We start from the raw sequence: 24,442 nt of genomic DNA, 5'->3' as shown, positions 1-24,442 counted from the left end.
TTTTGGTTATTTACTGCAGTAATTTTGATAAAGCACATTCATCACTTCCAAAGCAATCCGATTAGAAAGCGAATAATAGATTTGCTTACCATCTCTTCTGGTTTGGACCAGCTCTTCATTTCTAAGAACGGTGAGTTGCTGGGATAAGGTAGGCTGATGAATATCAAGACATTCCTCAAGCTCACCAACGCACATTTCACCCTGACTTATTTGACACAACAACATCATTCGATCTCTATTGGCGAGAACTTTCATCAAGCGACAAGCATCATCTGCTGATGACTGCATCTTCTTAAGATTGATGTTTGCTTTAATTACAGGCATAGAGGACTTTCTCTTAATTCAGCGGCACACCAACCAATGGACGACCTTCAAGTGTCCAAAGATACAAAGAGCCATCGTATAACTTAGTAGATTTATTGCCTACCAGCTCTGACATAACAAACCAACCACCAGCCGCTAAGTGGCCAGTATTGCAATAGGCAATTGTTGGCCCTTTAACACTTAAACCATTGGCTGATATCAACGCATCGTAAGTATTCTTTTGCCAGAAATACAATGCGCCATTGCTTGGCTTTGCTAATAATTCAGGCGCTAACTCTTTCGAGCCCGCAATATGACCAAAGGTCAGCACATCCGGACGTTTTGCAAGGCCTAAGTATTGAGCAGGCTGACGCGCATCCAATAATTGCGGCTTACCTGCTTTAGATGCAGCAGCTACATCATCTGAACTAGCGATTAATTCTTTGCGATATGCTTTCGCAGACCAATTACCAGTTGCCTTTTGAGTATTGGTAGTTACGTATTCACGTCCCTCACCAAGCCAACCAGCAATTCCGCCATCTAATACAGCTACTTGATCTTCGCCATACACCTTGAATGACCAATAAGTTCTTAATGCCTCGTCGATATCGGACATATCCTGTCCAATAGGCACGAGCACAATCGGCTTATCAGAGTTGATGCCTAAAGATTGAACCAACTTATCAAAATCTGCTTTTTCTGGAATCAGAAACTTAATCTTTTTTCCATCTACCAGACGCTCTACACGCACCTTCTTAAAATCTAGGAGAGTGGAATTAGCAATATGGCCACCAACCTCTACTAGGAATTTCTTACCAGTCTTTTTGTCGGTATCAAATTCAGGGTTTCTGATGTAGCTTGCTAAATCCGTTCTTACTTCAATTACCTGAACATCAGATAGATTATTGGACAACCAATCGGCACTGACTACTGGACCAGGCAAGGTAATTGCCTGAACTAGGCTCACCAAGCCGGTTAGGGCAAATGCTAAAAGCCATTGAATTTTTTTCATCTCTACTCCCTTATGAATTTACAACTAACAAATTGTCTGAAAGACGACCCATCAAATCAATCTTGCATTCTGTTAAAACATGATGCTTTTTTGAGTTCAATACCAGCTCACGATTGCCCTGCTCTTCCACTAGTCGAGTAATCTTATGATCTCGCTCTAAAAGCAAACCCTCAATCTCTACAGCAAATAATTGAATTAAAGCGCTAATCCAATTGCTTACTGGAGCCATACGACCTTTTGTGGTCACTTGAAACTCTTTAGTGAGTTTGATGACAATGTCCGAATTAGCCATCTCTTCGCCGGTAACCCACTGGTTAGTGGTAAATAAGCGAACTGGCAAACCCTTCTGGTCTAAAGAAATGCCAATAAGATGATGAAAGATATTTGCATCACGTTTAATTACATGAAAATGGCCATGCTCACCATTAGGCATTTCATTTGCAGAATGCGCATGGTAGTAGAACTCATAACCACTATGCTCATCCACAAGATCATTACTTGGATAGTGCTGCCACTCAATAAAATCCTTGGCGCCACATAAAGCAGCTTCATTCAAGGTGCGCCCGGTTTCGGCATATCGCATCTGAATATTTGCTAGCGCTTGTGCGGCCAACCAGAGATTAGATTGAGTAAGCATATATATATTTAATTACTCTGCAGCTTTACGCTTTTTAGGGCCGCAAGGATTTGCAGGACCACATGGGTTAGCTGCTTTTTTCTTTGCAGGGCCGCATGGATTTGCCGACTCTTTTTTAGGACCGCAGGGGTTCTTCTGCTCTGCGCCTGATGGATTAGCAGGGGCATCTGCTGAATGTGCCAATGGCGCAGCCGCCAAACCAGCTAAAGCCATTGCCAACGCAGCTACTGTTGATTTCTTAGACATAACTTTCCTTTTAATTGATTAAACCTGGGAACTAACCGGGCCTTTGGACTTCTTCTCCATCCAAGAGCCCAAGATAAATACTCCGACGGCCGCAATAATCAAGCCAACATCGATTGATATACCCGATATGTGGAATGCGTCAGGCAATGAATCTGCTTTTGCATATTCACCCAAAGTCGTCAAGAACTCGATGCTTGGATAGATGCCAGCAAACAATACGGTCCCTAACAATAAGCCAAGCAAAAATATGGCCGCATCAATGCGTCCAGACATCAAACCGACGACTGAGGTTCCAGGGCAATATCCACCAATTGCAAAGCCTGCACCAACAAATGCTCCACCAAGAGCAGCGGCGCCTAAAAATGCAGGTGGTACAAATAAATTACCAGCATCTACAAAACCCACCTGCTCCAAAATTAAAAGGCCAACAGCAGCAAATACAATGGCGGTGAACATCACCTTAAACACAGACCAATCTGTTAGACGAAATTGGCCAGTCAACTTATTAGGATTACCGAATCCGGCGCGTTCCAAGACATAGCCAAAAGCGCCACCCAATAGAAGCCCTGAGAGAATTTCACTCATCTTATTTCTCCTCTTTCAAGAAACGGCTTGTCAATAAGCCTACCGCAAAGAATGTTCCCAGGAAGGTAAAGCCTGCCAGGCTTAGTACTGCTGCACCGGATAAACCGAGGCCACTAGTACAGCCAGCCGCAATCCTTGCACCAAAACCCGCAAGCACGCCACCAAAAAGAGCTGTCCATGGACGCTTAGATCCACCTAAAAACTTTGCTCCGTCCATCTTGAATTGAATTCTGCTCGCAAAAAATGCAGAAGTAAGCGCCCCAAGAGCTACGCCAATGACTTGCCAAGTAATCCATGCATTTAATGGCTTGCCCTCTTCAACCATCCCGCCCAGGTATTCATTTGTATTTGTTACTAAAGGTGCAACATACATTCCAACCCACGCTGTTAAGCGTGTCGTAAAGCCTGTAGCTCCCAGCCCATGGCCAGTAACTACAAAAGTGGCTAACAAAACCATTCCGAGAAGGATTCCCGCTAAAAGTGGGTTCATATACGGCGCCGGTTTAACCTGTTCTACCTTGTTAACCATATTTTCTCATTTCATTTAAATATTTAATAATATATATATTTATATACTATATTATCTGAATGCAATGTCAAGACATTCAAACCTAATAGCATGAAATATTTGATCTACATCATGAAATTCAGCTTGAGGGCAATAAAAAAGGGGGCCTAGGCCCCCTGTTCTCATCAATATCAATAAAGCTTAGTTTAAAACTCGCCTTTAATGGTGGTTAGACCCAATGCATCCCAATCAAGCATGCCGCCACGGTAGTAATAAATCTTGGTTGCAGGAAAACCATCGCGAGTCATAGCAGCCATCGCCATAGGACTTTGTGGGCAAACAGGGCCGTTACAAAAGGCATAAACCTTCTTCGCCTTAGAGCAGTCCCATTTAGTTGAACCAGTCGCTGGCTTTTTGCAACCTAATTCATCCATGCGCATGGCCACTTCAGTGTAAGGAATACCGATAGAGCCAGGGATAGTGCCTTTAACGCGATCATCAACCACTCGCATATCAACAACTAGCGAATCCTTATCATTTAATGCGTTAAGAACATCAATTTCATCAACCGGCACAACACCCTTAATTGGAATTAAAGGCTGTAGCCAACCTTTATTTTTCGCACAAGGTGTCATTACGCGTGTGATCTCAACTGGACCTTTGGCTGTTTTAACCACGAAGTTGGTGGACTTATCAATAATTTGTAGCAGCTCTGGATTTGCTGACGCACTGGTTTGCGCTGCGGCGAGACCTGAAAACAACATCAGGCCAAGAGAGAGAAACTTTTTCATAAAACCCCTTAATTTGGATAAACACCTGTTTTAAATGCTTCTATACGCATTTATGCATATTTGGTTAGTGTGAGCCCAAGTCTGGTTAAACTTAATACTGAGAAACCCCTATTGATGGTGGAGTTATCCCCTTTAATATGCCGTATAGCTAGTTATTTAGACTTTTTATTTACCCAAACACTGGAACTCTTATGAAAAATAGTCGTCGCCAATTTATGATTTTGTCTGCTGCTGGTGCTTGCACCCTTGCATTGAACGGTAAAGTTCAAGCTCAAGCAATGGTTGCTGAATCAGATCCACAAGCTGCTGCTCTTGGTTACAAGGCTAATGCAACTACAGTCGATAAAGCTAAGTATGCAAAATACGCTGCCGGCCAAGAATGCGATAACTGTGCATTGTTCCAAGGCAAAGCAGGCGATGCAACTGGTGGCTGTTCATTATTTGGAACAAAGAAGGTTGCAGGTAAAGGTTGGTGCTCTGCTTATGCTAAGAAAGCTTAAGCTAGCAATCAGGTTTTAGTCGAATTGTTTCGATCATTAAAAAGACTGCCAAGGCAGTCTTTTTAATTTTTAAACACCAGCTTGTGAAAAGCTTTCAAGCTTTTTTATACTCGGAATTTGAATGCTTAACTTTCCGATATTGGAAATTAAGCCCTGCTCCGCCATTGAAGCAAGAGCTCTACTGATAGTTTCAAACTTCACGTCCATCATTAAGCCCATATCCTCTCTCTTAAAGAGTGGCGCAACTGCCATATCACCTGAGATCTTAGCAATTCGCAAGAAAAATCGGGCTAGACGCACTTCGATTCTTCCGGTATTGATCTCTGAAAACCAAGACTCAGACTGAGCCAGTGCTTCACCCCATTTTTTTACAATTTGACGATGTAAGCGTGGGGACTCTTCACCCAAGCTGGAAATAATCGCTTTTGGAATGCGGCACAGGTGAATATTGGATAAAGCTGCAGCAGAATGCGCATAACTCTCACCCAACAGAGCCTCCATACCAAATAAATCACCAGGCATGACAAGCCGCACTATTCTGCTTGAGCCGTCGGAATTGATATGCAGCAACTTGATATAGCCTTCGCGTAAGGTATACAAATGTTCTGCAGAATCCCCCTGTGCGTAAATACCTGAATTTGCCTCGTATCGTAAATCATCGATTGGTGAATGAATCTTAGAAAAATCTTCTTCATTCAATTCAGCAAAAAGCGCAGAACTGCGAATAGAGCATGCATTGCAATCGCTATTGCCCTGCCATGCACTTTTAATTTCGATAGTCTTCATACGAAACTACTCATTTTTTACAAACCAAGCCTAATATTGCGGACATGCCGGTATGTCTTGGGCCTTCAGAAAGCTCTTTCTCGTAGCTAACGAGCTCTAGAATCTGAAACTCTTTAGCAAGATCCCTAATCAACTCTTCTGTGTACAGATGCTCAATTAAAGATGGACCACCAGTTTTGTATTCGAGCTGCTTAGGAGTATAGCCCTGCAGGATAAAGAGTCCGCCTGGCTTAGTCGCCTTATATGATTGCTGAAATATTCTGGTGCGCATTGCTGGATCTGCGAACTGTATGAAGATCCCAATCACTGCATCATAAGTATTTTCGGGCCAAGCATAACTATCAGTATCCGAGAACGAATACTCGACCTCGACTTGATTATCCTTAGCGAACTGTTTTGCTTTTGCCAGTGCAATGTTCGATGCATCAAAGCCAACTACTCGCATACCTTGCTTAGCCAGCCAAACTCCATTACGACCTTCTCCGTCAGCTATACAAAGAACTTTGTCATTTGGCTTGAGATATTGATGGGTCTTCTCGACCAGATATTCGTTAGGCTCTTTTCCGAAAATAAACTCATCTTTATCAAAGCGTTCATTCCAAAACTGAGTAGCATCCGCAAAACCCATGGGCTTGTCTTGATGTATTTGATTACTTTTTGAGTCCACCAACTAAATCAGCCTTAAGGTCGTTGATATTCTCAAGGCCAACCGCAATGCGCACTAAGCCATCAGAGATGCCTGCAGCTTTGCGAGCCTCAGGACTTACACGGCAATGAGTCGTTGTTGCAGGGTGCGTAATGGTTGTGCGAGTGTCACCCAAGTTTGCAGTAATTGAGCATAGCTTGGTTTGATTAATGAGTTTGAATGCAGCCTTCTTGCCACCCTTTAAGGTGAAAGACAAAATTGCTCCGCCCTCTTTTTGCTGACGCATTGCTAATGCGTGCTGAGGATGAGATTTCAAGCCAGGATGATAAACACGTTCAACGCCAGGCTGTTTCTCTAGCCACTGAGCCAAGGCAAGTGCATTCTGACTTTGTTGCTTCATACGAAGCTCAAGCGTCTCCAGTCCCTTTAAAAATACCCAGGCATTAAAGGCAGAGAGAGTTGGCCCAGCAGTACGAACGTATGGAAATACTTTGCCCATGACAAAGTCATTGCTACCCACAATTGCGCCTCCAACTACCCTACCTTGGCCATCTAAATACTTTGTTGCTGAATGTATGACAACGTCAGCACCCAAAGCCAATGGCTTTTGTAGGGCTGGGGTGCAAAAGCAGTTGTCGACTGCAAATAAAGCGCCTGCTTTCTTGGCAATCTTCGCAATTGCTTTAATATCCGCAATCTCGGTTAATGGATTAGATGGTGTTTCTAAGTAGAACAGCTTGGTATTAGGCTGAACAGCAGCCTGCCATGACTTGACATCAGCCAAGTCAACATAGGTCGTCGTAATTCCAAAGCGGCCAAGAATATTGGTGAACAACTGAATCGTGGCACCAAATACTGAACGCGAGCAAATGACATGATCACCAGCTTGCAAATGCGCCATTGCCATTGTCAAAATCGCCGACATACCAGAAGCAGTGGCAATACAGGCTTCTCCACCCTCCAATGCTGCCAAGCGATCCTGGAACATGCTCACTGTTGGATTGGTAAAGCGTGAGTAGATAAAACCTTGGTCGGCGTGAGCAAATCCATCGGCAGCTAACTCAGCGCTATCAAAACAAAAACTTGAAGTTAGAAACATCGCCTCTGAATGTTCTTGATATTCAGCGGTGCGACGTGTGCCAGCGCGGACCGCTAAGGTCTCTAGCGCAAGCTTGGAAAAATCAGGTTTTTTACGGGTAGTTTTGCTCTTCATACAGCTATTTTGACACCGAATTACAGATTTGCCTCCTAAGAGGCAAATTCCTGTCGCTTTTTAGTCTTCGGTAGCTAAATGGAGATGGAGCTGAGAGCGTGCAAAGTCGCTGGAATCTCGTTGGCGATCAGCCTTAGCCGCAGAGGAATTGCGTTGCGCTTCCAGTGCATCTAAATACGAATCATTGATATCACCGGTAATGTAATTGCCATCAAAACAAGAGGCTTCAAAGTTCTTAATACCTGGATTGATATCCCGCACCGCCTGCTTCATATCTTCAACGTTTTGATAGATGAGTTGATCTGCACCAATCATCTTATTGATTTCTTCATCGGTACGGCCATAGGCAACTAACTCGCTGCGGGTTGGCATATCAATGCCGTATACATTCGGGAATCGCACAGGAGGCGCTGCAGAAGCAAAGATCACTTTCTTTGCACCAGACTCACGTGCCATCTGCACAATCTCAAATGAGGTAGTGCCGCGCACAATAGAGTCGTCAACGATCAAAACCGTTTTATCTTTAAATTCAATACGCATCGCGTTGAGCTTTTGACGAACTGACTTCTTACGTACTGCTTGACCAGGCATGATGAAGGTACGACCGATGTAACGGTTCTTAAAGAAGCCTTCACGGTAATCGACACCCAATTTTTTGGCCACCTGCATAGCTGCAGGACGACTAGAGTCCGGTATTGGCATGACCACATCGATCTCAGCGACATTCGTTTCCTTGCGAATCTTCTCTGCCAAATAATCACCCATGCGCATGCGCACGTTATAAACCGTGACACCATCAATTGTGGAATCTGGACGAGCCATATAGACATACTCAAATATACAAGGCGTTAGAACTGCGTTGGGTACGCATTGACGCGCATAAAAGTTACCGTCTAAGTCAATATAGATTGCTTCGCCAGGATTAACGTCACGCACAAAAGTAAAACCGAGACCTTCTAGCGCAACAGACTCTGAAGCAACCATCCATTCAGGGCCTTGCGGTGTATCAATACGACCAATACACAAAGGACGAATACCAAAGGGGTCGCGGAATGCCAATAAACCATAGCCAGCAATCAAAGAGACCACCGCGTATGAACCTTTAACCCGACTTGCCACACCAGTAACCGCATTAAACATTGCGCCCTCATCAAGGGCAGCGCTATTGGTTTCTTTTTGGAGTTCGTCAGCTAGAACGTTCAGCAATACTTCAGTATCAGAGCTAGTATTGATGTGACGACGGTCACGATAAGCCATCTCAACACGTAAGCTCGGTGCGTTTGTGAGATTGCCGTTGTGAGCCAAAATAATGCCATAAGGTGCACTTACATAGAACGGTTGTGCTTCTTCTTCACTGCTAGCTGATCCAGCAGTTGGATAACGTACCTGACCGATACCTGCGTTACCAACCAAGCTACGCATATTACGCGTTCTAAATACGTCGCGAACTAAACCATTTGCTTTATGCATTGTGAATGAATTGCCATTCATCGTTGCGATACCAGCGGCATCTTGGCCGCGGTGTTGCAATAGCAGCAACGCATCATAGAGAAGTTGATTTACTGGTGAGTGGGAAACAGTTCCGACAACGCCGCACATATCTCTAGATTCCTATTGTTAATTTAGGAGCAATGGTTGGGGTAACTTTAGGCATAGCATCACTCATTTGCTTTGCCCAATCGGTTGGCAACCAACCTTTGATAAATCCAGTAGCAACATCAATCGCCGGTCTAGTAATTGCATTTTTCCAAGCCACGCTCTGCGGGATAGGAGTTAAAGCGGCTAAGGTAGCAAGCACCACCACAATTAAGCCACCGCGTATCAAACCAAAAACCAAACCCAGAAAACGGTCAGTCAAACTTAAACCCGCAGACAAAATAATCTTTTGCACTACTCCGCCAAATAATCCACAGATGACTAGCGTCAACACAAACAAAATTAACCAACTCAAACCTAGGCTGAGTAACTCATCGAGGTGGAATGTTGAGAGCCACTCAGTGGAGAGATAGTTGCTGTAATGATATGCAACCCAGGCAGCGACAAACCAAGAGGCAAGCGCGAGCACTTCTTTAAATAAGCCACGAGAAATACCAACCAAGGCTGACACTAAAAGTACTACCAGGGTGAAGTAATCCACCGATGTTAGCTTTAAGGTGGATAAGTATTCCATTACTGCTTACCAATAGTGACTAGTTTTGTGGGGAGGTTGACTGCTTTCACTTTTTTCTCAGCAGCCAGAGCGGTATCTTTTTCTGCATATGGACCAACTCGAACAACAGACAATTTCGCTCCATCACTAGTAGTTTTATTTAAAACGATATAAGCAAGCTTTTGCCCTTTGAGTTTTGCATAAATATCTTTTAAATTACTCTCAGACGCATAAGCGCCAACCTGAATAAAGTATTTTGTAGATGCATCAGCAGCAGTATTGTTTGCGTTCGCATTAGCAACATCAGTCGATGGTTTTGTAGTTGCTGAAGTGGCAACCACTTCTTCGCCTGCAGCTAGACCTAAGCCAGGGGCTTTAGTGGGTGCGGGCGCAGATGCGCTTGATTTCACATCAGGCTTTGAATCTGATTTGATATCGGGTGATGGCAGAGCAGTTTTAGGAGCCACAACAACTGCTTCAGTTTTTGGCTTTTCTTCTGGCTTTACTTCAGGCTTGGTTTCAGCACTAGGAATTGGTAGGCTAGTCATGATGTTGACTGCAATATCGTTAGGTGCAGTCTTTGGCCTACTATCAAGAATCCGTGGCAGACCTACTACAGCAATGAGAACTAATACTGCAGCACCAATAAGACGATGACGAGCACGTTGTTGTTCTGGATCTTCAGTGAGGGCAAGCTCTTCAGCCTCGGCAGCACGTTGGAAGCTACGAGGGGCAGCCCGTTTAGTGGAACGACGGCCTCCTGAACCGAATTCAAGGTCATCAGCCTGTGTTTTTCGCTTAAAAAAGCTCGGTAAACGAATCATGGATCAATGCGCCTGGTTGTTTCGATAAGCCATTACGCCGGCAACGGTATAGAAGGATCCGAAGATGATAATTCTATCACCCTCACCAGCCACAGATAGCGCTTTTTGATACGCTAAAGCAGGGTTTTCAAAGATTTCGATACCGCCATCAGCCCCATTTTTAGACTTCACCCCCATTGCCTCTAGCCTCTGTGCCAAATCCTTGGCCAAAGCTGCTCTTGGGGTCGGCAAATCCGTGCAAAACCAAAAATCAACAATATTGAGCAAGGGCTTAATGACTCCCTCGATATCCTTATCAGCCATAGCCCCAAAAATGGCATAGGTGTAAGGGTGATAACCCATTTTGTCCAAACCTTGAGCCAAAGTAGCGGCAGCATGAGGGTTATGCGCCACATCGAGTACCACGGTAGGCTGACCAGGTAACACCTGAAAACGACCAGGTAATTCCACTAAAGCAAAACCATTACGAATGTCTTGGGCACTCACGGGCAAGCGTTGATGCAAAGCCATCAAAGCTGCAATCACCGCAGAGGCATTCAGAATTTGATTCGCGCCGCGCAATGCGGGATAACCAAGTCCACTAAAGCGCTTATTGCGCCCTGCCCAACCCCACTGCTGTTTATCACCTTGAAAGTTATAGTCCCTGCCTTGCAACCAGAGGTCGCAATCTAATTTTTCTGCGTAATCGATTAAAGACTGCGGTGGTACAGGATCGCCACAAACCGCTATGTGCCCAGGACGGAAGATGCCCGCCTTCTCTAAAGCAATCGCTTCACGCGTTCCGCCCAAGTAATCTGCATGATCAATATCAATGCTGGTCACAATGGCGCAATCCGCATCAACAATATTGACAGCATCTAAACGACCACCCATCCCAACTTCAAGCACCACTGCATCTAAATTGGATTTAGCAAATAAATGCATGATGGCCAAAGTAGTGAACTCAAAATACGTCAGTGTTGGCGCATCAACCAAACTAACCCGAGCATGCTCTACCGCGGCAAAATGTTCTAGCAAGAGCGCGTCTTTTACTTCTTCTCCATTGACGCGAGCACGTTCATTAAAGCTCAGTAAATGTGGCGAAGTGTGACAGCCAACGCGATATCCAGAGGCTAGCAAAATGCTTTCAAGAAAGGCGCAGGTAGAACCTTTACCGTTGGTACCAGCAACCGTAATGACAGGACAATCAAACTGAAGATCTAGCGCAGCTTTAACGCGATTGATGCGATCAAGACCCATATCGATACCGACTGGGTGAGCCGTTTCGAGGTGGCTAAGCCAAGCCTCTAGGCTGGTAAATAGAATTGGGGCTTGGTGTGCTGTGCTCAAGCGCTTAAACGGCCGAGCTACCCGCGATCGCAGGCTCTGGAAGTTTTTGTAGCAACGCTAATAAGCGTGCAATCTCTCCACGCATCTGACGGCGATCAACGATCATATCGATGCCACCTTTTTGCATCAAGAACTCTGAACGCTGAAAACCTTCAGGCAATTTTTCACGCACAGTTTGCTCAATCACACGTGGTCCTGCAAATCCAATCAAGGCTTTTGGCTCAGCCATCACCACATCACCCATAAAGGCAAAGCTCGCTGAGATACCGCCCATGGTTGGGTCAGTTAAAACGCTGATATAAGGCAAACCTTTTTTAGAGAGCAAGGTCAACATGGAATTGGTTTTGGCCATCTGAAACAAGGAAAGCAAGCTTTCTTGCATCCTCGCGCCACCAGTAGCGGTTACGCAGATGAAGGCGCATTTCTTATCAATCGCCTCTTGTACGCCACGTGCAAAACGCTCACCCACGACAGAGCCCATTGAGCCACCCATGTATTGAAATTCAAAACAGGCAGCAACAACTGGAATAGTTTCAATTTTTCCACCCATCACGACGAGGGCTTCGGTTTCACCAGAAGCGTCATTTGCTTCCTTAATGCGATCTGGGTATTTTTTGGAATCTTTAAATTTCAGCGGATCGGTTGGGTAAATATCAGCACCAATTTCATGGCGGCCCTTTGCATCAAGCAAATTATCTAAACGTTGGCGCGCACCGATGCGCATGTGATGACTGCATTTTGGACAAACCGAAAGGTTTGCTTCAATATCGGCGCTATACAGAACCGTTTCACAACTTGGGCACTTTACCCACAATCCTTCAGGAACTGATTTGCGATTTGCAGGATCAGTATGTTGAATTTGGGGTGGGAGTAATTTATCAATCCAGCTCATCAGTTTTAGCTATCCAATGCGTCGCGAATCTCACGAATAAAGGTTTCCAACGATTGTACTGCCTGCCCTGGGGGCGCATCCTCTAAAAGGCGAATGATCCGGCTACCGATAACTACTGCATCTGCGCTATGGGAGACCGCCTTGGCACTAACCGCATCGCTAATACCAAAGCCTACCGCGATCGGTATATCAGTCTCCTCGCGGATTTTAGGGATGATGCTAGCCACGTCCTGAGTATTGAGATGGGATGCCCCGGTTACGCCTCGCATAGAAACGTAGTAAATGTAACCAGAAGCTATTTTGGCAGCCTCTTTTATACGCTCAGGTGATGAAGTTGGCGCCAATAAAAAAATCGGATCAATTCCAGCAACACGCATACGTGCCGCAAAGTCAACGCACTCCTCCGGCGGGTAATCAACCACTAAAACACCATCCACTCCCGCTGCTTTTGCTTCGGTTGCAAAACGCTCCGCACCCATTTGCTCTACAGGATTGGCATAACCCATCAACACTACAGGAGTGGTTGAATCGTTTTTACGAAACTCTTGAACCATCTCTAAACAAGAGTGCAAAGTCACACCATGTGTCAATGCACGCTCTGACGACCTTTGAATCACAGGACCATCAGCCATCGGATCTGAGAACGGTACCCCCAACTCGATCACACTTGAGCCGCCACGCACCAATGCATGCATCAACTCAACCGTCATTTTAGGATCAGGGTCGCCTGCAGTAATAAAAGGAATCAACCCTTTTTTGCCAGTTGCTTTTAATTCTGTAAAGAGTGCCGTAATTTTGGACATGCTATTTTTTCTATTCTTGTTATTCTTTTTTATTGCTTAGCCTTCAGACCCCGTTGCTTGGGCAACAGTGTGCATGTCCTTATCACCACGACCTGAAAGATTGACCAAGATGGTTTTGTCTTTAGGCAAAGTCTTGGCTAGCTTGCAAGCATAGGCAATAGCATGAGATGACTCTAATGCTGGAATGATGCCCTCAATCTGGCAACAATCATGGAACGCCTTCAAAGCCTCTTCATCAGTAATAGCAACATAGTCAGCGCGACCAGAATCTTTTAACCAGGCATGCTCAGGACCAACACCTGGATAGTCCATTCCAGCAGAAACAGAATGTGTCTCAGAGATCTGGCCATTTTCATCTTGCAAGAGGTATGTACGATTGCCATGCAATACCCCTGGTTTACCCACACACAGTGCCGCAGAATGCAAACCACTTCCAAGACCATGGCCAGCAGCCTCCACACCAACCAATTGCACTTCTGGGTAATCGATGTAGGGGTAGAAAATACCCATTGCATTTGAGCCACCACCAACACATGCTAATACGTAGTCAGGTTGACGACCTGTCATCTCTGGCATTTGTACTTTGCACTCTTCACCAATCACGCTTTGGAAATCACGCACCATCATGGGATAAGGGTGAGGCCCTGCAACTGTACCGATAATGTAAAAAGTATTGTCGACGTTAGTAACCCAATCGCGCATCGCTTCATTAAGTGCGTCTTTTAAGGTTTTGGTGCCAGACTCAACTGGAACAACTTTGGCGCCAAGTAACTTCATCCGAAATACATTTTGTGCTTGACGAGCCACATCCACAGAACCTTGATAAACCGTACAGTCCAAACCAAAGCGTGCACAAATAGTTGCCGTAGCAACCCCGTGCTGTCCAGCCCCTGTTTCAGCAATGATGCGTGGCTTACCCATGCGTTTAGCCAACATTGCTTGGCCAATCACGTTATTAATCTTGTGTGCGCCAGTGTGATTAAGGTCTTCACGCTTGAGGTAGATCTGCGCGCCACCTAGCATTTCGCTCCAGCGTTTGGCGTGATAAACCGGTGATGGACGACCTACGAAATGTTTGAGTTCGTAATGAAACTCTTCAATGAACTCTGGATCATGTTGATATTTTGCATAGGCTTCTTTGAGCTCTTCCAATGCATACATCAACGTCTCAGAAACAAACACGCCGCCGTAAGGACCGAAGTGTCCTCGTGCATCTGGCTTGTCGTACATAGCTACCTCTTTTGATTTATTTACAGCAAATTATTGGGTTGATGTTTTAGCATCAGCCGCGCGCACTGCTTGAACAAATTGAGCCATGAGCGCAGGATCTTTAACGCCCCTGCTGCTTTCTACGCCACTACTGACGTCTACCGCGCAAGGATGCAGGCGCGCAATCGCCTCGCCCACGTTGTGCGTGTTCAATCCACCACTCAAAACGACCTGAGGCGCGTTTTCGCTTACCCATACCTGTGGAATTCCTTGCCAATCAAAAGGAACGCCCCCGCCACCGTAGCCTTCAACAAGGGCATCGAGCAGGAAAGCGTTTGCATCCCTATATTGTAGGGAAAAATCGTCAAAAGCGAAGCCCGTACCTACACGTGCCGCCTTCATCCATGGCTCGCCTTGAGCTAATTGAGCGCACCTTTCAGGGGTCTCGTCCCCGTGAAACTGCCACAAAGTGATCGATGCAGCAGCACGAATAGCGGCAAATTCCGCATCTGTGGCATTTACAACCAATCCAACTACATCAACCCCCGCTGGTAACCTAGAAATGAGCTGGGCAGCGATATTGGGGCTAACGGCACGTACGCTAGGTGGATAAAAGACAAAACCGACCGCATCTACCCCCGCTGCAACAGCAGCATCAATGTCGCCAGAAGTCCGTAAACCGCAGATTTTGACCCTAGTACGACCGGGAGAGTGTGTCAGTAAGCCCATAAATGAATGATAAGGCCATATATCCGCCTAGGTCTGAGTGATCCCTCTGGGTAGCCAGGAGTTGGCCAACCAAGGTGCTGGAATAGCAAATTCGTCTGGATAGGCGATTTTGGCTAAATATAGCCCATCAGGCATAAATGTTGGTGCAGCAAGCTTGCGATCCTTTGCCGCCAATAATTGCGCCATCCACTCTGGATCTTGTCTTCCACGGCCAATCTGCAAAAAACAACCGACCAGATTGCGGACCATGTGATGCAAAAACGCATTGCCTCTGATACGAAAATACAGCCATGGCTCATCCGAAATAATGTCAATCGCATACATTGTTTTCACTGGCGTTTTGCTCTGGCATTCAGACGATCGAAATGAAGAGAAATCATGCTCACCAATAAGGCACTGCGCTGCCTGCCTCATAGCATCAACATCAAACCATTGATTGGGAGGAAGTAGAACGTAACCAGCACGTTCATTCATCATTGGCGAGCGACATGGTCCTGCATGCAAGGCATAAATATAAGTGCGCTCAAACGCTGAGAAGCGTGCACTGAATTCTTCGGGCACAACTTTTGCCCAGTTCACAACAATCGAACCCGGCAAAAAAGAATTCACTCCCCTCACCCACGAAAACTCCTCACGCTCTACATGAGTATCAAAATGAATGACCTGACCTAGAGCGTGGACGCCAGCATCCGTTCTGCCAGCGGTAATAGTGTGAATTGGACTAGCAATACAAGCATCAGGACCCACAAACGAAGTAATCGCTTTTTCTAACTCGCCTTGAACGGTGGTTTGATGATGCTGAACTTGCCAGCCAGCATAGGGACTGCCGTCGTATTGAAGACCGAGCACCAATCGCATTACTAAATCCTAGGAACTACGATTCGAGAGCTCCGCTAGCAAGCCCTGAGCTTCAATGGTGATTGCTGGGTCCACCTTATTGCTCAAAACCAAAACTTCTTCTATAGATTTCTTGGCCGCTGAAAAATCTTCAATGGTGATATAGGCTCGAGCTAAATTAAGCTTAACTCGCAAGGTATCGGATAAAGGACCTGAATCAATAGCGCTTGCAGGCGAATCACCCTCATCTTTTTTAGGTGCAGGACTCAAGTCTAGATTAAGCCCAGAGAACAGCGCTTTTGCACGCTCAGGCATATCGTAGTCAGAGCTAGGTTGTGCTTTTGGAGAATCCTTAACGTTAGTAATCGGTTGATGAGGGGCAAGGAATTCACTAAGCCCAGGTTTACGGGCATAGCGCACCAAGCCCCAAAGCAATAATCCGGCAAATACAATGGCCAGCGAAATGACGATAGCCCGTACAGGAAAGTTAAATTTTTTGGGTTGCTCAGTCTTCTCATTACCGTTGGATTGGTCAATTAAACGTTGCAACTCGGCAATATTTTTTTCTAAAGTAGCAATACGAGACCTGGTTTGCTCTAACTCTTTTTCTTCAGCAACAAGCTGTTCTGTGTATTGTTTTCCAAGATCCTTAACCTCTACGCTTGCGTCAATCTTTAGCGTATCTTTCGGGGCTTCGCCTTCAGTCTTAGCAGCATCCTGTCCGGACTTGGACTCAGTCTTAGTAGAGGACCCGTGCTCAGAAAGCCACTGCTGGTTAGCCTCAAATACCAACTGACTAGCATCAGCAGGACTAATGGAGCGCAACATAGCCTGACTTGGCTTGCTTAACTCTGCACCAGCAGACAACAAATTAATATTTCCACTAGCAAATGCGTCTGGATTGGCCTTAAATAATGCAATCATCGCCTGATCTAAAGTAGCCCCTTCTAGCTGGGGCAGGATATTTAAAGCAATCTCTGAGAGGGTTTGCCCAGACTTCACTAATAATTTTTGAGGGTCAGCCAATAGAAAGGTAAATACTTTAAATAGGCTTCCATTTGACCAAGTGAGGTTAAGCAATAAATTAATAAATGGCTCTTCAGCAACAGGAACAGGGTTCACCGTTTCAATCAGAACCATCAACTCTTCTTGACGATTGCGATAGATCATCGCCTGGGGATTTAAATCAATGATTCGCTGGGAAATACCGAGACGTTCGTACGCGGCTCTGTTGGGCATATCAACAGTTAGGCTTGATAAAAGTGACTGATCAGCTGCATCAACTCGAATGGGAATTTCTACTCTTAGCGGCTCACCAGCCAAAGACTGTACTTGTGGACCGCCTAAGGTAAATGCCCAAGACGCAGTCGCCCAACTAATTGCTATCAAGCATAGTATTTTGATTAAATTAAACCAGGCGGTGCGCATCATACTGACATTATTACTCAAGTAGGATCCTGAGCATGCGACGCAATGGCTCAGCAGCACCCCATAACAACTGGTCGCCAACTGTAAATGCGCCAAGGTACTCAGGGCCCATAGCTAGCTTATGCAAACGGCCAATCGGTACTGTCAAGGTACCACTCACCGCTGCCGGCGATAAATCTCGCTCAGTGGTTTCACGATCATTGGGTACTACTTTGACCCACTGATTGTCATTTGCCAAGATAGTTTCGATTTCTTTGAGGGGAATATCTTTCTTAAGCTTAACTGTCAAACCTTGCGAGTGACAACGCATTGCACCAACGCGAACGCATAATCCATCAATTGGAATGCTGCCAGGCGTACGGAATGCAGGACGACCCAAGATCTTGTTGAACTCAGCGCCACCTTTCCACTCTTCTTTCGTTTGACCATTTTCAACTGGTACATCAATCCAGGGAATCAAGCTACCAGCCAAGGCGGTGTTACGGAAATTCTTCTTCGGAAAATCAGCAGAACGCAATGTCTCAGTCACTTTGCGATCGATATCCAAGATCCATGAAGATGGGTCTGCCAATTCTGTCGCTACGCTGTCACGCAATGCGCCCATCTGCAGGAGGAGCTCACGCATATTTTGAGCGCCAGCACCAGAGGCGGCTTGATAGGTCATGGCGCTAATCCACTCAACCATGTCAGCCTTTACTAGACCACCCATTGCCATCATCATCAAGCTGACTGTGCAGTTACTACCAATCCAGTTTTTGCCGCCAGCAGCTAAGGCTTTATCAATCACCGAACGATTGACTGGATCCAGAATCAATACGGCGTCATCTTTCATGCGCAATGCGCTAGCAGCATCAATCCAATGTCCAGTCCAACCCGCTGCACGTAGCTTAGGGAATATCTCATTGGTGTAGTCGCCACCCTGGCAAGTCAAAATAATGTCGCAACGGGACAATGCCTTAATGTCATTAGCGTCTTGCAATGTGCTTTCGCTCTTAGTCACCTTCTGGCCGTTGAGCAGAGGAACTTCACCGCCCGCTTGGCTAGTGCTAAAGAAAATCGGTTCGATGAGATCAAAGTCCTTCTCAGCCAGCATGCGTTCCATCAGAACGCTACCAACCATACCTCGCCAGCCAACTAAACCTACCAATGGTGTCTGTGTATTTGCCATGATTTAACTATCTAATGAATATATTTACTGCTTTTGTTACTGTTATTTAAACGAGTGCTGCAACTACTGCCTCACCCATTTGAACGGTAGATACCTTTTGCGTACCATCGGTATAAATATCTGCTGTACGCAGTCCTTGTGCCAATACCTTCTGTACCGCCTTTTCAATACGATCCGCTTCTAGAGGCATGCCCAATGAATAACGCAACATCATTGCCGCAGACAAAATGGTAGCTAGAGGATTCGCAATTCCTTTACCAGCAATGTCTGGTGCAGAGCCATGACTTGGCTCATACAGGCCCTTGTTATTCTTATCCAATGAGGCTGAAGGCAGCATCCCGATGGAACCAGTCAACATGGCTGCTTCATCAGACAAGATATCGCCAAAGAGGTTGCCTGTTACAACCACGTCAAAGGCTTTAGGCGCTTTAACCAATTGCATCGCAGCGTTATCCACGTACATATGGGATAACTCTACATCTGGATAGTCTTTAGATACCCGAATCATTACCTCGCGCCACAGTTGTGAAGTCTCCAAGACGTTCGCTTTATCAACACTGCAGACTTTTTTACCGCGCTTGCGAGCCGCTTCGAATGCAACGCGTCCAATTCGCTCTACTTCTGGCTCACTGTAGTGCATAGTGTCAAAGCCTTCACGCGCACCTTTAAATAAAGGCAACTCTGAAGTACGAATACCCCGTGGCTGTCCAAAGTAAATATCGCCGTTGAGTTCACGAACGATCAAAATATCTAAGCCGCCAATAATTTCTGGTTTTAAGCTTGAAGCCGCCGTAAGTTCTGGATAACAAATCGCTGGTCTAAAGTTAGCAAACAACTCTAAGTGTTTACGCAATCCTAAAATGGCCTGCTCAGGTCGCAGCTCACGAGCAAGTGTGTCGTACTTCCAATCACCCACCGCGCCGAACAAAATTGCATCCGCTTTCTTAGCCAACTCTAAAGTTCCTGGTGGCAAGGGATGGCCAGCTACGTCATAAGCAGCTCCACCAACAGGGGCTTCCTCTAGGTCAAACTTTGGGCTTAGCGCTTGAAGTACGCGAACAGCTTGAGCAACGATTTCCGGGCCGATCCCATCGCCCGGGAGAACTGCAATTTTCATGAAAGGCCTTTAAATCTATAAATTATGGCAATTGAGTTGCCAGCCAAGGCATCTTCAGGATGCGCTCAGCTTCATATGCCTTAATTTTATCTGCATGTCGCAGAGTTAAGCCAATATCGTCCAAGCCATTGAGGAGGCAATACTTCCTAAATGGGGCTACATCAAAGCTATAAGCTGTGCCATCAGGGGTAACGACCTGTTGTGCATCTAGGTCGATAGTCAGTTGATAGCCGTTAAAAGCTTGGGTCTCATTAAAGAGATGATCAACCTGCATTTCAGTCAAAACGATGGGTAGAACACCATTTTTGAAGCAGTTGTTATAGAAAATGTCCGCAAAGCTAGGAGCAATAACCGCTCTAAAGCCAAACTGGCCTAAAGCCCACGGTGCATGTTCACGGGAACTACCACAGCCAAAGTTCTTGCGAGCCAACAAAATGCCAGCGCCTTTGTAACGAGGTTGATTGAGAACAAAGTCAGGATTAATTGGACGTGTGCTGCAATCTTGACCAGGCTCGCCATGATCCAAGTAGCGCCACTCATCAAATAGATTTTGACCAAAACCCGTTTTCTTAATTGATTTTAAGAATTGCTTCGGAATGATTGCATCGGTATCCACATTCTCGCGATTCAGCGGAGCGACTAAACCTTTGTATACCGTAAATTTTTCCATAATTCTCTTTGACTCTCTGACTTTGACTCTGTAGATACTTTAATTTACTTCACTGGAGTAACGACAACGTCCTTACCTTTTGTTTGTGATTGATTCTGCTGAGTAGAATTCGCACCAGACCCACCCATCGCATTGCCCATGGTCTGCATATCTTTACCCATACCCTCCAGGGTATTGCTACAAGCAGCAATGATCAAACCAGCAATACCAACAATGGCTAATCTAGCAATTAACGATACAGAAGAAAATTTCATGTTGATTACCCTTAAGAGATCTTACGAACGTCAACAAAGTGACCTTCAATTGCAGCGGCAGCTGCCATTGCGGGGCTTACCAAATGAGTACGCCCACCGTTACCTTGGCGACCTTCAAAATTACGATTCGAGGTAGATGCGCAACGCTCACCTGGCTCAAGACGATCCGCATTCATTGCCAAACACATAGAGCAACCAGGCTCGCGCCATTCAAAACCAGCAGCTTTGAAAATACGATCTAAGCCTTCACGCTCTGCTTGGGCTTTTACCAACCCAGATCCAGGAACCACCAATGCTAACTTAATGTTTGGGGCTACTTTTTTACCGATACGATCAACAACCTTAGCAGCTGCACGAATATCTTCAATACGACTATTGGTGCATGAGCCAATAAAGACTTTATCAACAGAGATGCTACTGAGTGGTGTATTAGGAGTGAGATTCATGTACTCCAAGGCGCGCTCCATCGCAGAGCGTTTGTTTGGATCACGCTCTTTTTCTGGATCAGGTACACGATCACTAATCGATAGCACCATCTCAGGGGATGTGCCCCAAGTTACTTGAGGGGCAATTTCTTCAGCACGCAATTCAACAACTGCATCAAACTTTGCATCTGCATCGGAATGTAAAGTTCTCCAATACTGCAAAGCCTGCAATAGTGCTGGGCCTTTAGGTGCGTATGGACGACCTTGAATGTATTCAATCGTGGTTTCATCAACTGCAACTAGACCAGAACGCGCTCCAGCTTCAATTGCCATATTACAGAGGGTCATACGACCTTCCATGGAAAGATTGCGAATCGCTTCACCAGCAAACTCAATGGTGTAACCAGTACCGCCTGCAGTTCCAATCTTGCCAATCACTGCCAAAACAATATCTTTTGCCGTAGAGCCTGGTTGCAAGCGACCATCTACGCGCACCAACATGTTCTTGCTCTTTTTCATGAGCAAAGTTTGGGTTGCGAGAACATGCTCCACTTCTGAAGTACCAATACCAAAAGCCAAGGCACCAAAGGCGCCGTGCGTGCTGGTATGAGAATCACCACAAACCACCGTCATACCGGGCAAGGTTGCACCCTGCTCTGGTCCGATGACATGAACAATACCTTGACGGGTATCGTTCATCTTATATTGGGTGATACCAAAAGCATCACAGTTTTGATCCAAGGTATCAACCTGCAACTTCGAAATCGGATCAGCAATGCCCTGCGAGCGATCAGTCGTTGGTACGTTGTGATCTGAAACCGCCAGATTGGCAGAGATACGCCAAACAGGACGGCCAGCTAAAGTCAAACCTTCAAATGCCTGAGGGCTGGTTACCTCATGGAGCAATTGACGATCGATGTAGATTGTGGCAGTGCCATCCTCTTCCGAGTAAACAACGTGGTCATCCCACAATTTGTCATAAAGCGTACGAGACATGAGAGACCTTAAAAACTTTATTTACGAACAGAAATGTTTGGAACCTTGCGTGAAGTTTCACCAACGTACAACTGTCGCGGACGACCAATCTTGTACTCTGGATCGGTGATCATCTCTTCCCATTGAGCAATCCAACCTACTGTTCTTGCCAAGGCAAAGATACAAGTAAACATTTCTGTTGGAATGCCGAGTGCGCGCTGAACGATACCGGAGTAGAAATCAACGTTTGGATAAAGCTTACGACTTACAAAGTAATCATCTTCCAAAGCAATCTTCTCTAGAGTCATTGCCAATTTAAACAATGGATCATCTTGCAAGCCAAGCTCATTCAGTACTTCATAGCAAGTTTCACGCATCAATTTAGCGCGTGGGTCAAAGTTCTTATAAACGCGATGACCAAAGCCCATCAAGCGGACGCTAGAGTTCTTATCTTTGACTTGAGCAATGAATTCATGAATCTTGTCTACACCGCCATGAGCTTGAATCTCATTGAGCATTTCCAAGCAAGCTTCGTTTGCACCACCGTGTGCTGGACCCCAAAGACAAGCAATACCAGCAGAAATAGCAGCAAATGGATTTGTACCTGAAGAACCACACAAACGCACAGTAGATGTAGAGGCATTTTGTTCATGATCGGCATGCAAGATAAAGATGCGATCTAAAGCACGAACCAATACTGGATTGACCTTGTACTCTTCACATGGTGTAGCAAACATCATGCGCATAAAGTTTGCAGTGTATGACAAGGAATTATCTGGATAGATAAAAGGTTGTCCTACAGAATATTTATAGGCCATTGCAACCAAAGTAGGCATTTTGGCGATTAAACGAATCTGCGCCACTTCACGTGCTTTAGGGTCTGTGTAATGTATTCCATCGTGGTAGAAGGCGGCCATCCCGCCCACAAGTCCTGTTAGGACAGCCATCGGATGCGCATCACGACGGAAACCGCGCAAGAAAAATTGCATTTGCTCATGAACCATGGTGTGGTGCATGACCATTTCATCAAAATCTTTTTTCTCGGCAGCATTTGGTAACTCACCATTGATCAGGAGGTAACAAACTTCCAAGAAGTCGCTGTTTGCAGCCAAGTCCTCAATAGGATAACCACGATAGAGCAACTCACCCTTGTCGCCATCAATGTAAGTAATTTTGCTATTGCATGAAGCAGTCGAAAGAAAGCCGGAATCGTATGTGAACTTGCCTGTCTGACCATAGAGCTTACGAATGTCAATGACATCAGGACCTACTGTCCCTTTATAAATTGGCAGATCAATATCTGGGGTTCCATCCGAAAACGAGAGTTTTGCTTTGATGTCCGATTCAATCATTTCTAATCCTTAGTCATTCAAAATTATGATAAATACACTATTCGATCACACGCTTGCACCACAAATGCACCAAAAGGCTGAATTACTTCTCTCTCAGTCTTTGTAAAACCTGCCTAAAGGAGTCTGATGACATCTCTCCTTCGTGCCCAGCCACTAAATCTTTACGACCAATCAATAAATCCATGAGGTCGTTGTCATCTAAGGCCAGTAACTGGCTTAATACTTTTCCATCTTCTACGCTAAGCTGAGCACCGTAACACTCAAAGAAACGCTGCAGAATTAAATCGTTCTCCAGCAAGCCCCTACGAGCATCACTTTTTAATCGATATAACTCTGCATTACCCAGGGTCATACTGCCCTGCGAACCATTAACTCCTTGATCTTGCCAATCGCCTTCGTTGGATTCAAATGCTTAGGACATACGTCCACGCAATTCATGATGGTGTGGCAACGGAACAAACGGTACGGATCTTCTAAGTTATCCAAGCGCTGATTGGTTTCTTCATCACGGCTATCAGCAATAAAGCGATACGCCTGCAATAAACCAGCTGGGCCTACAAACTTATCAGGATTCCACCAGAAAGATGGGCATGAAGTTGAGCAAGATGCGCACAAGATGCACTCATACAAGCCATTTAATTCTTCACGCTCTTCAGGGCTTTGCAGACGCTCTTTTTCTGGAGGTGGGTTATCGTTAACCAAATATGGCTTGATAGACAAATATTGTTTGAAGAACAAAGTCATATCGACAATCAGATCACGCACTACTGGCAAGCCAGGCAATGGGCGCAATGTAATGACCTTAGGCAAGGTCAACATATTGGTCAAACAAGCCAAACCATTTTTACCGTTGATGTTCATCGCATCTGAACCGCAAACACCCTCACGGCACGAACGACGATACGAAATGGATTCATCTTGCTTTTTCAATGAAATCAAAGCATCTAACAACATACGTTCGCCAGTGAGTTCCAACTCATAGCGCTGCATGCGAGGAGCTGCATCGACATCTGGATCGTAGCGGTAAATTTCAAATATACGGGTATCACTCATT

Annotated in this window: 29 protein-coding genes; 1 reads left to right on the top strand and 28 read right to left on the bottom strand. The window is 45.5% G+C overall.

From position 1 onward, the window contains the following. Positions 1-6 precede the first annotated feature (6 nt). The 7 genes from ICV38_RS04205 to ICV38_RS04175 all read right to left on the bottom strand — a co-directional run bounded on the left by ICV38_RS04205 (position 7) and on the right by ICV38_RS04175 (position 4,082). On the bottom strand, positions 7-324 hold the full coding sequence (locus ICV38_RS04205) for a metalloregulator ArsR/SmtB family transcription factor (RefSeq protein WP_215382485.1): 318 nt from the start codon (positions 322-324) through the stop codon (positions 7-9). A gap of 13 nt (positions 325-337) precedes the next feature. Next, the gene (locus ICV38_RS04200; RefSeq protein WP_215382484.1) at positions 338-1,315 is read right to left on the bottom strand and encodes a sulfurtransferase; all 978 of its coding nucleotides are present in this window, start codon (positions 1,313-1,315) and stop codon (positions 338-340) included. Positions 1,316-1,325: 10 nt separating this feature from the next. Beyond that, positions 1,326-1,952, bottom strand: a complete 627-nt coding sequence (locus ICV38_RS04195) for a hypothetical protein (RefSeq protein ID WP_215309815.1) — start codon at positions 1,950-1,952, stop codon at positions 1,326-1,328. Between the two features lie 12 nt (positions 1,953-1,964). Then, the gene (locus ICV38_RS04190; RefSeq protein WP_215321932.1) at positions 1,965-2,198 is read right to left on the bottom strand and encodes a hypothetical protein; all 234 of its coding nucleotides are present in this window, start codon (positions 2,196-2,198) and stop codon (positions 1,965-1,967) included. Positions 2,199-2,216: 18 nt separating this feature from the next. Continuing rightward, a complete protein-coding gene (locus ICV38_RS04185) occupies positions 2,217-2,783 on the bottom strand; it encodes a YeeE/YedE thiosulfate transporter family protein (RefSeq protein ID WP_215382483.1) in 567 nt (188 codons plus the stop codon). Position 2,784: 1 nt separating this feature from the next. After that, the gene (locus tag ICV38_RS04180; RefSeq protein ID WP_251368235.1) at positions 2,785-3,273 is read right to left on the bottom strand and encodes a YeeE/YedE thiosulfate transporter family protein; all 489 of its coding nucleotides are present in this window, start codon (positions 3,271-3,273) and stop codon (positions 2,785-2,787) included. 224 nt (positions 3,274-3,497) lie between these two features. Further along, the gene (locus tag ICV38_RS04175; RefSeq protein WP_215382481.1) at positions 3,498-4,082 is read right to left on the bottom strand and encodes a rhodanese-like domain-containing protein; all 585 of its coding nucleotides are present in this window, start codon (positions 4,080-4,082) and stop codon (positions 3,498-3,500) included. Between the two features lie 191 nt (positions 4,083-4,273). Between ICV38_RS04175 and ICV38_RS04170 the strand changes: the two genes are divergently transcribed. Then, entirely contained in the window at positions 4,274-4,582 is a 309-nt protein-coding gene (locus ICV38_RS04170) for a high-potential iron-sulfur protein (protein WP_215382480.1), read from the top strand. 69 nt (positions 4,583-4,651) lie between these two features. Here the strand turns inward: ICV38_RS04170 and ICV38_RS04165 are convergent, their stop codons facing one another. The 21 genes from ICV38_RS04165 to ICV38_RS04065 form a co-directional block, all read right to left on the bottom strand. Then, a complete protein-coding gene (locus ICV38_RS04165; protein WP_215382479.1) occupies positions 4,652-5,368 on the bottom strand; it encodes a Crp/Fnr family transcriptional regulator in 717 nt (238 codons plus the stop codon). A 10-nt stretch (positions 5,369-5,378) separates the two neighbouring features. Beyond that, positions 5,379-6,035 (bottom strand): bifunctional 2-polyprenyl-6-hydroxyphenol methylase/3-demethylubiquinol 3-O-methyltransferase UbiG, encoded by a 657-nt coding sequence (locus ICV38_RS04160; RefSeq protein ID WP_251368233.1) that lies wholly within the window; start codon positions 6,033-6,035, stop codon positions 5,379-5,381. Beyond that, positions 6,019-7,227, bottom strand: coding sequence for an O-succinylhomoserine sulfhydrylase (locus ICV38_RS04155; protein WP_215382478.1), 1,209 nt, complete (start codon positions 7,225-7,227; stop codon positions 6,019-6,021). Before ICV38_RS04155 ends, ICV38_RS04160 begins: the two co-directional genes overlap by 17 nt. A gap of 60 nt (positions 7,228-7,287) precedes the next feature. After that, positions 7,288-8,826 carry an amidophosphoribosyltransferase gene (purF, locus tag ICV38_RS04150; RefSeq protein ID WP_215382477.1) on the bottom strand — a complete coding sequence of 513 codons (1,539 nt, stop codon included), beginning with the start codon at positions 8,824-8,826 and terminating at the stop codon, positions 7,288-7,290. Positions 8,827-8,830: 4 nt separating this feature from the next. Next, positions 8,831-9,397: a CvpA family protein gene (locus ICV38_RS04145; protein WP_215382476.1), complete on the bottom strand. Its 567-nt coding sequence runs from the start codon at positions 9,395-9,397 to the stop codon at positions 8,831-8,833. Next, on the bottom strand, positions 9,397-10,200 hold the full coding sequence (locus ICV38_RS04140; RefSeq protein WP_215382475.1) for an SPOR domain-containing protein: 804 nt from the start codon (positions 10,198-10,200) through the stop codon (positions 9,397-9,399). The genes ICV38_RS04145 and ICV38_RS04140 overlap by 1 nt, the downstream gene beginning before the upstream one ends. Positions 10,201-10,203: 3 nt before the next feature. Further along, on the bottom strand, positions 10,204-11,529 hold the full coding sequence (gene folC, locus ICV38_RS04135; protein WP_215382474.1) for a bifunctional tetrahydrofolate synthase/dihydrofolate synthase: 1,326 nt from the start codon (positions 11,527-11,529) through the stop codon (positions 10,204-10,206). 4 nt (positions 11,530-11,533) lie between these two features. Continuing rightward, on the bottom strand, positions 11,534-12,421 hold the full coding sequence (gene accD, locus ICV38_RS04130) for an acetyl-CoA carboxylase, carboxyltransferase subunit beta (protein ID WP_215382473.1): 888 nt from the start codon (positions 12,419-12,421) through the stop codon (positions 11,534-11,536). Between the two features lie 5 nt (positions 12,422-12,426). Then, a complete protein-coding gene (gene trpA, locus ICV38_RS04125) occupies positions 12,427-13,224 on the bottom strand; it encodes a tryptophan synthase subunit alpha (protein WP_215382472.1) in 798 nt (265 codons plus the stop codon). A 36-nt stretch (positions 13,225-13,260) separates the two neighbouring features. Further along, entirely contained in the window at positions 13,261-14,454 is a 1,194-nt protein-coding gene (trpB, locus tag ICV38_RS04120) for a tryptophan synthase subunit beta (RefSeq protein WP_215382471.1), read from the bottom strand. A 30-nt stretch (positions 14,455-14,484) separates the two neighbouring features. Next, positions 14,485-15,162 carry a phosphoribosylanthranilate isomerase gene (locus ICV38_RS04115; RefSeq protein WP_215382470.1) on the bottom strand — a complete coding sequence of 226 codons (678 nt, stop codon included), beginning with the start codon at positions 15,160-15,162 and terminating at the stop codon, positions 14,485-14,487. A 27-nt stretch (positions 15,163-15,189) separates the two neighbouring features. Then, entirely contained in the window at positions 15,190-16,020 is an 831-nt protein-coding gene (gene truA / locus ICV38_RS04110; protein ID WP_215382469.1) for a tRNA pseudouridine(38-40) synthase TruA, read from the bottom strand. A gap of 9 nt (positions 16,021-16,029) precedes the next feature. Further along, positions 16,030-17,448 (bottom strand): FimV/HubP family polar landmark protein, encoded by a 1,419-nt coding sequence (locus tag ICV38_RS04105; RefSeq protein ID WP_251368232.1) that lies wholly within the window; start codon positions 17,446-17,448, stop codon positions 16,030-16,032. After that, positions 17,441-18,595, bottom strand: a complete 1,155-nt coding sequence (gene asd, locus ICV38_RS04100) for an aspartate-semialdehyde dehydrogenase (RefSeq protein WP_215382468.1) — start codon at positions 18,593-18,595, stop codon at positions 17,441-17,443. Before asd ends, ICV38_RS04105 begins: the two co-directional genes overlap by 8 nt. Positions 18,596-18,641: 46 nt before the next feature. After that, positions 18,642-19,712, bottom strand: coding sequence for a 3-isopropylmalate dehydrogenase (gene leuB, locus ICV38_RS04095; protein WP_215382467.1), 1,071 nt, complete (start codon positions 19,710-19,712; stop codon positions 18,642-18,644). Between the two features lie 22 nt (positions 19,713-19,734). Further along, on the bottom strand, positions 19,735-20,382 hold the full coding sequence (leuD, locus tag ICV38_RS04090) for a 3-isopropylmalate dehydratase small subunit (protein WP_215382466.1): 648 nt from the start codon (positions 20,380-20,382) through the stop codon (positions 19,735-19,737). A 44-nt stretch (positions 20,383-20,426) separates the two neighbouring features. Next, positions 20,427-20,636, bottom strand: a complete 210-nt coding sequence (locus tag ICV38_RS04085; protein ID WP_215382465.1) for a hypothetical protein — start codon at positions 20,634-20,636, stop codon at positions 20,427-20,429. 11 nt (positions 20,637-20,647) lie between these two features. Further along, positions 20,648-22,057: a 3-isopropylmalate dehydratase large subunit gene (leuC, locus tag ICV38_RS04080; RefSeq protein ID WP_215382464.1), complete on the bottom strand. Its 1,410-nt coding sequence runs from the start codon at positions 22,055-22,057 to the stop codon at positions 20,648-20,650. Between the two features lie 17 nt (positions 22,058-22,074). Then, positions 22,075-23,388: a citrate synthase gene (gene gltA, locus ICV38_RS04075; protein WP_215382463.1), complete on the bottom strand. Its 1,314-nt coding sequence runs from the start codon at positions 23,386-23,388 to the stop codon at positions 22,075-22,077. Between the two features lie 82 nt (positions 23,389-23,470). Then, complete coding sequence (locus tag ICV38_RS04070; RefSeq protein WP_215382462.1) at positions 23,471-23,740, bottom strand: succinate dehydrogenase assembly factor 2; 270 nt, start codon at positions 23,738-23,740, stop codon at positions 23,471-23,473. Continuing rightward, complete coding sequence (locus tag ICV38_RS04065) at positions 23,737-24,441, bottom strand: succinate dehydrogenase iron-sulfur subunit (protein WP_215382461.1); 705 nt, start codon at positions 24,439-24,441, stop codon at positions 23,737-23,739. The genes ICV38_RS04070 and ICV38_RS04065 overlap by 4 nt, the downstream gene beginning before the upstream one ends. Position 24,442 lies beyond the last annotated feature (1 nt).

The sequence above is a fragment of the Polynucleobacter sp. MG-6-Vaara-E2 genome, from assembly GCF_018687695.1.
Lineage (GTDB): Bacteria > Pseudomonadota > Gammaproteobacteria > Burkholderiales > Burkholderiaceae > Polynucleobacter.
Note: the sequence above shows the minus strand (reverse complement) of the source record. Positions and strands in the feature narration are given on the sequence as shown.

Bases quoted from the DNA above. Each gene is read 5' to 3' on its own strand.
- ICV38_RS04170 (WP_215382480.1), top strand. From the start codon at position 4,274: ATGAAAAATAGTCGTCGCCAATTTATGATTTTGTCTGCTGCTGGTGCT.
- ICV38_RS04165 (WP_215382479.1), bottom strand. From the start codon at position 5,368: ATGAAGACTATCGAAATTAAAAGTGCATGGCAGGGCAATAGCGATTGC.
- truA (WP_215382469.1), bottom strand. From the start codon at position 16,020: ATGCGATTGGTGCTCGGTCTTCAATACGACGGCAGTCCCTATGCTGGC.
- ICV38_RS04205 (WP_215382485.1), bottom strand. From the start codon at position 324: ATGCCTGTAATTAAAGCAAACATCAATCTTAAGAAGATGCAGTCATCA.
- ICV38_RS04200 (WP_215382484.1), bottom strand. From the start codon at position 1,315: ATGAAAAAAATTCAATGGCTTTTAGCATTTGCCCTAACCGGCTTGGTG.
- ICV38_RS04175 (WP_215382481.1), bottom strand. From the start codon at position 4,082: ATGAAAAAGTTTCTCTCTCTTGGCCTGATGTTGTTTTCAGGTCTCGCC.
- ICV38_RS04070 (WP_215382462.1), bottom strand. From the start codon at position 23,740: ATGACCCTGGGTAATGCAGAGTTATATCGATTAAAAAGTGATGCTCGT.
- ICV38_RS04155 (WP_215382478.1), bottom strand. From the start codon at position 7,227: ATGAAGAGCAAAACTACCCGTAAAAAACCTGATTTTTCCAAGCTTGCG.
- ICV38_RS04085 (WP_215382465.1), bottom strand. From the start codon at position 20,636: ATGAAATTTTCTTCTGTATCGTTAATTGCTAGATTAGCCATTGTTGGT.
- gltA (WP_215382463.1), bottom strand. From the start codon at position 23,388: ATGATTGAATCGGACATCAAAGCAAAACTCTCGTTTTCGGATGGAACC.
- leuB (WP_215382467.1), bottom strand. From the start codon at position 19,712: ATGAAAATTGCAGTTCTCCCGGGCGATGGGATCGGCCCGGAAATCGTT.
- ICV38_RS04180 (WP_251368235.1), bottom strand. From the start codon at position 3,273: ATGAACCCACTTTTAGCGGGAATCCTTCTCGGAATGGTTTTGTTAGCC.
- ICV38_RS04140 (WP_215382475.1), bottom strand. From the start codon at position 10,200: ATGATTCGTTTACCGAGCTTTTTTAAGCGAAAAACACAGGCTGATGAC.
- ICV38_RS04195 (WP_215309815.1), bottom strand. From the start codon at position 1,952: ATGCTTACTCAATCTAATCTCTGGTTGGCCGCACAAGCGCTAGCAAAT.
- ICV38_RS04115 (WP_215382470.1), bottom strand. From the start codon at position 15,162: ATGGGCTTACTGACACACTCTCCCGGTCGTACTAGGGTCAAAATCTGC.
- ICV38_RS04145 (WP_215382476.1), bottom strand. From the start codon at position 9,397: ATGGAATACTTATCCACCTTAAAGCTAACATCGGTGGATTACTTCACC.
- accD (WP_215382473.1), bottom strand. From the start codon at position 12,421: ATGAGCTGGATTGATAAATTACTCCCACCCCAAATTCAACATACTGAT.
- trpA (WP_215382472.1), bottom strand. From the start codon at position 13,224: ATGTCCAAAATTACGGCACTCTTTACAGAATTAAAAGCAACTGGCAAA.
- trpB (WP_215382471.1), bottom strand. From the start codon at position 14,454: ATGTACGACAAGCCAGATGCACGAGGACACTTCGGTCCTTACGGCGGC.
- ICV38_RS04185 (WP_215382483.1), bottom strand. From the start codon at position 2,783: ATGAGTGAAATTCTCTCAGGGCTTCTATTGGGTGGCGCTTTTGGCTAT.
- leuC (WP_215382464.1), bottom strand. From the start codon at position 22,057: ATGTCTCGTACGCTTTATGACAAATTGTGGGATGACCACGTTGTTTAC.
- ICV38_RS04065 (WP_215382461.1), bottom strand. From the start codon at position 24,441: ATGAGTGATACCCGTATATTTGAAATTTACCGCTACGATCCAGATGTC.
- ICV38_RS04190 (WP_215321932.1), bottom strand. From the start codon at position 2,198: ATGTCTAAGAAATCAACAGTAGCTGCGTTGGCAATGGCTTTAGCTGGT.
- asd (WP_215382468.1), bottom strand. From the start codon at position 18,595: ATGGCAAATACACAGACACCATTGGTAGGTTTAGTTGGCTGGCGAGGT.
- purF (WP_215382477.1), bottom strand. From the start codon at position 8,826: ATGTGCGGCGTTGTCGGAACTGTTTCCCACTCACCAGTAAATCAACTT.
- leuD (WP_215382466.1), bottom strand. From the start codon at position 20,382: ATGGAAAAATTTACGGTATACAAAGGTTTAGTCGCTCCGCTGAATCGC.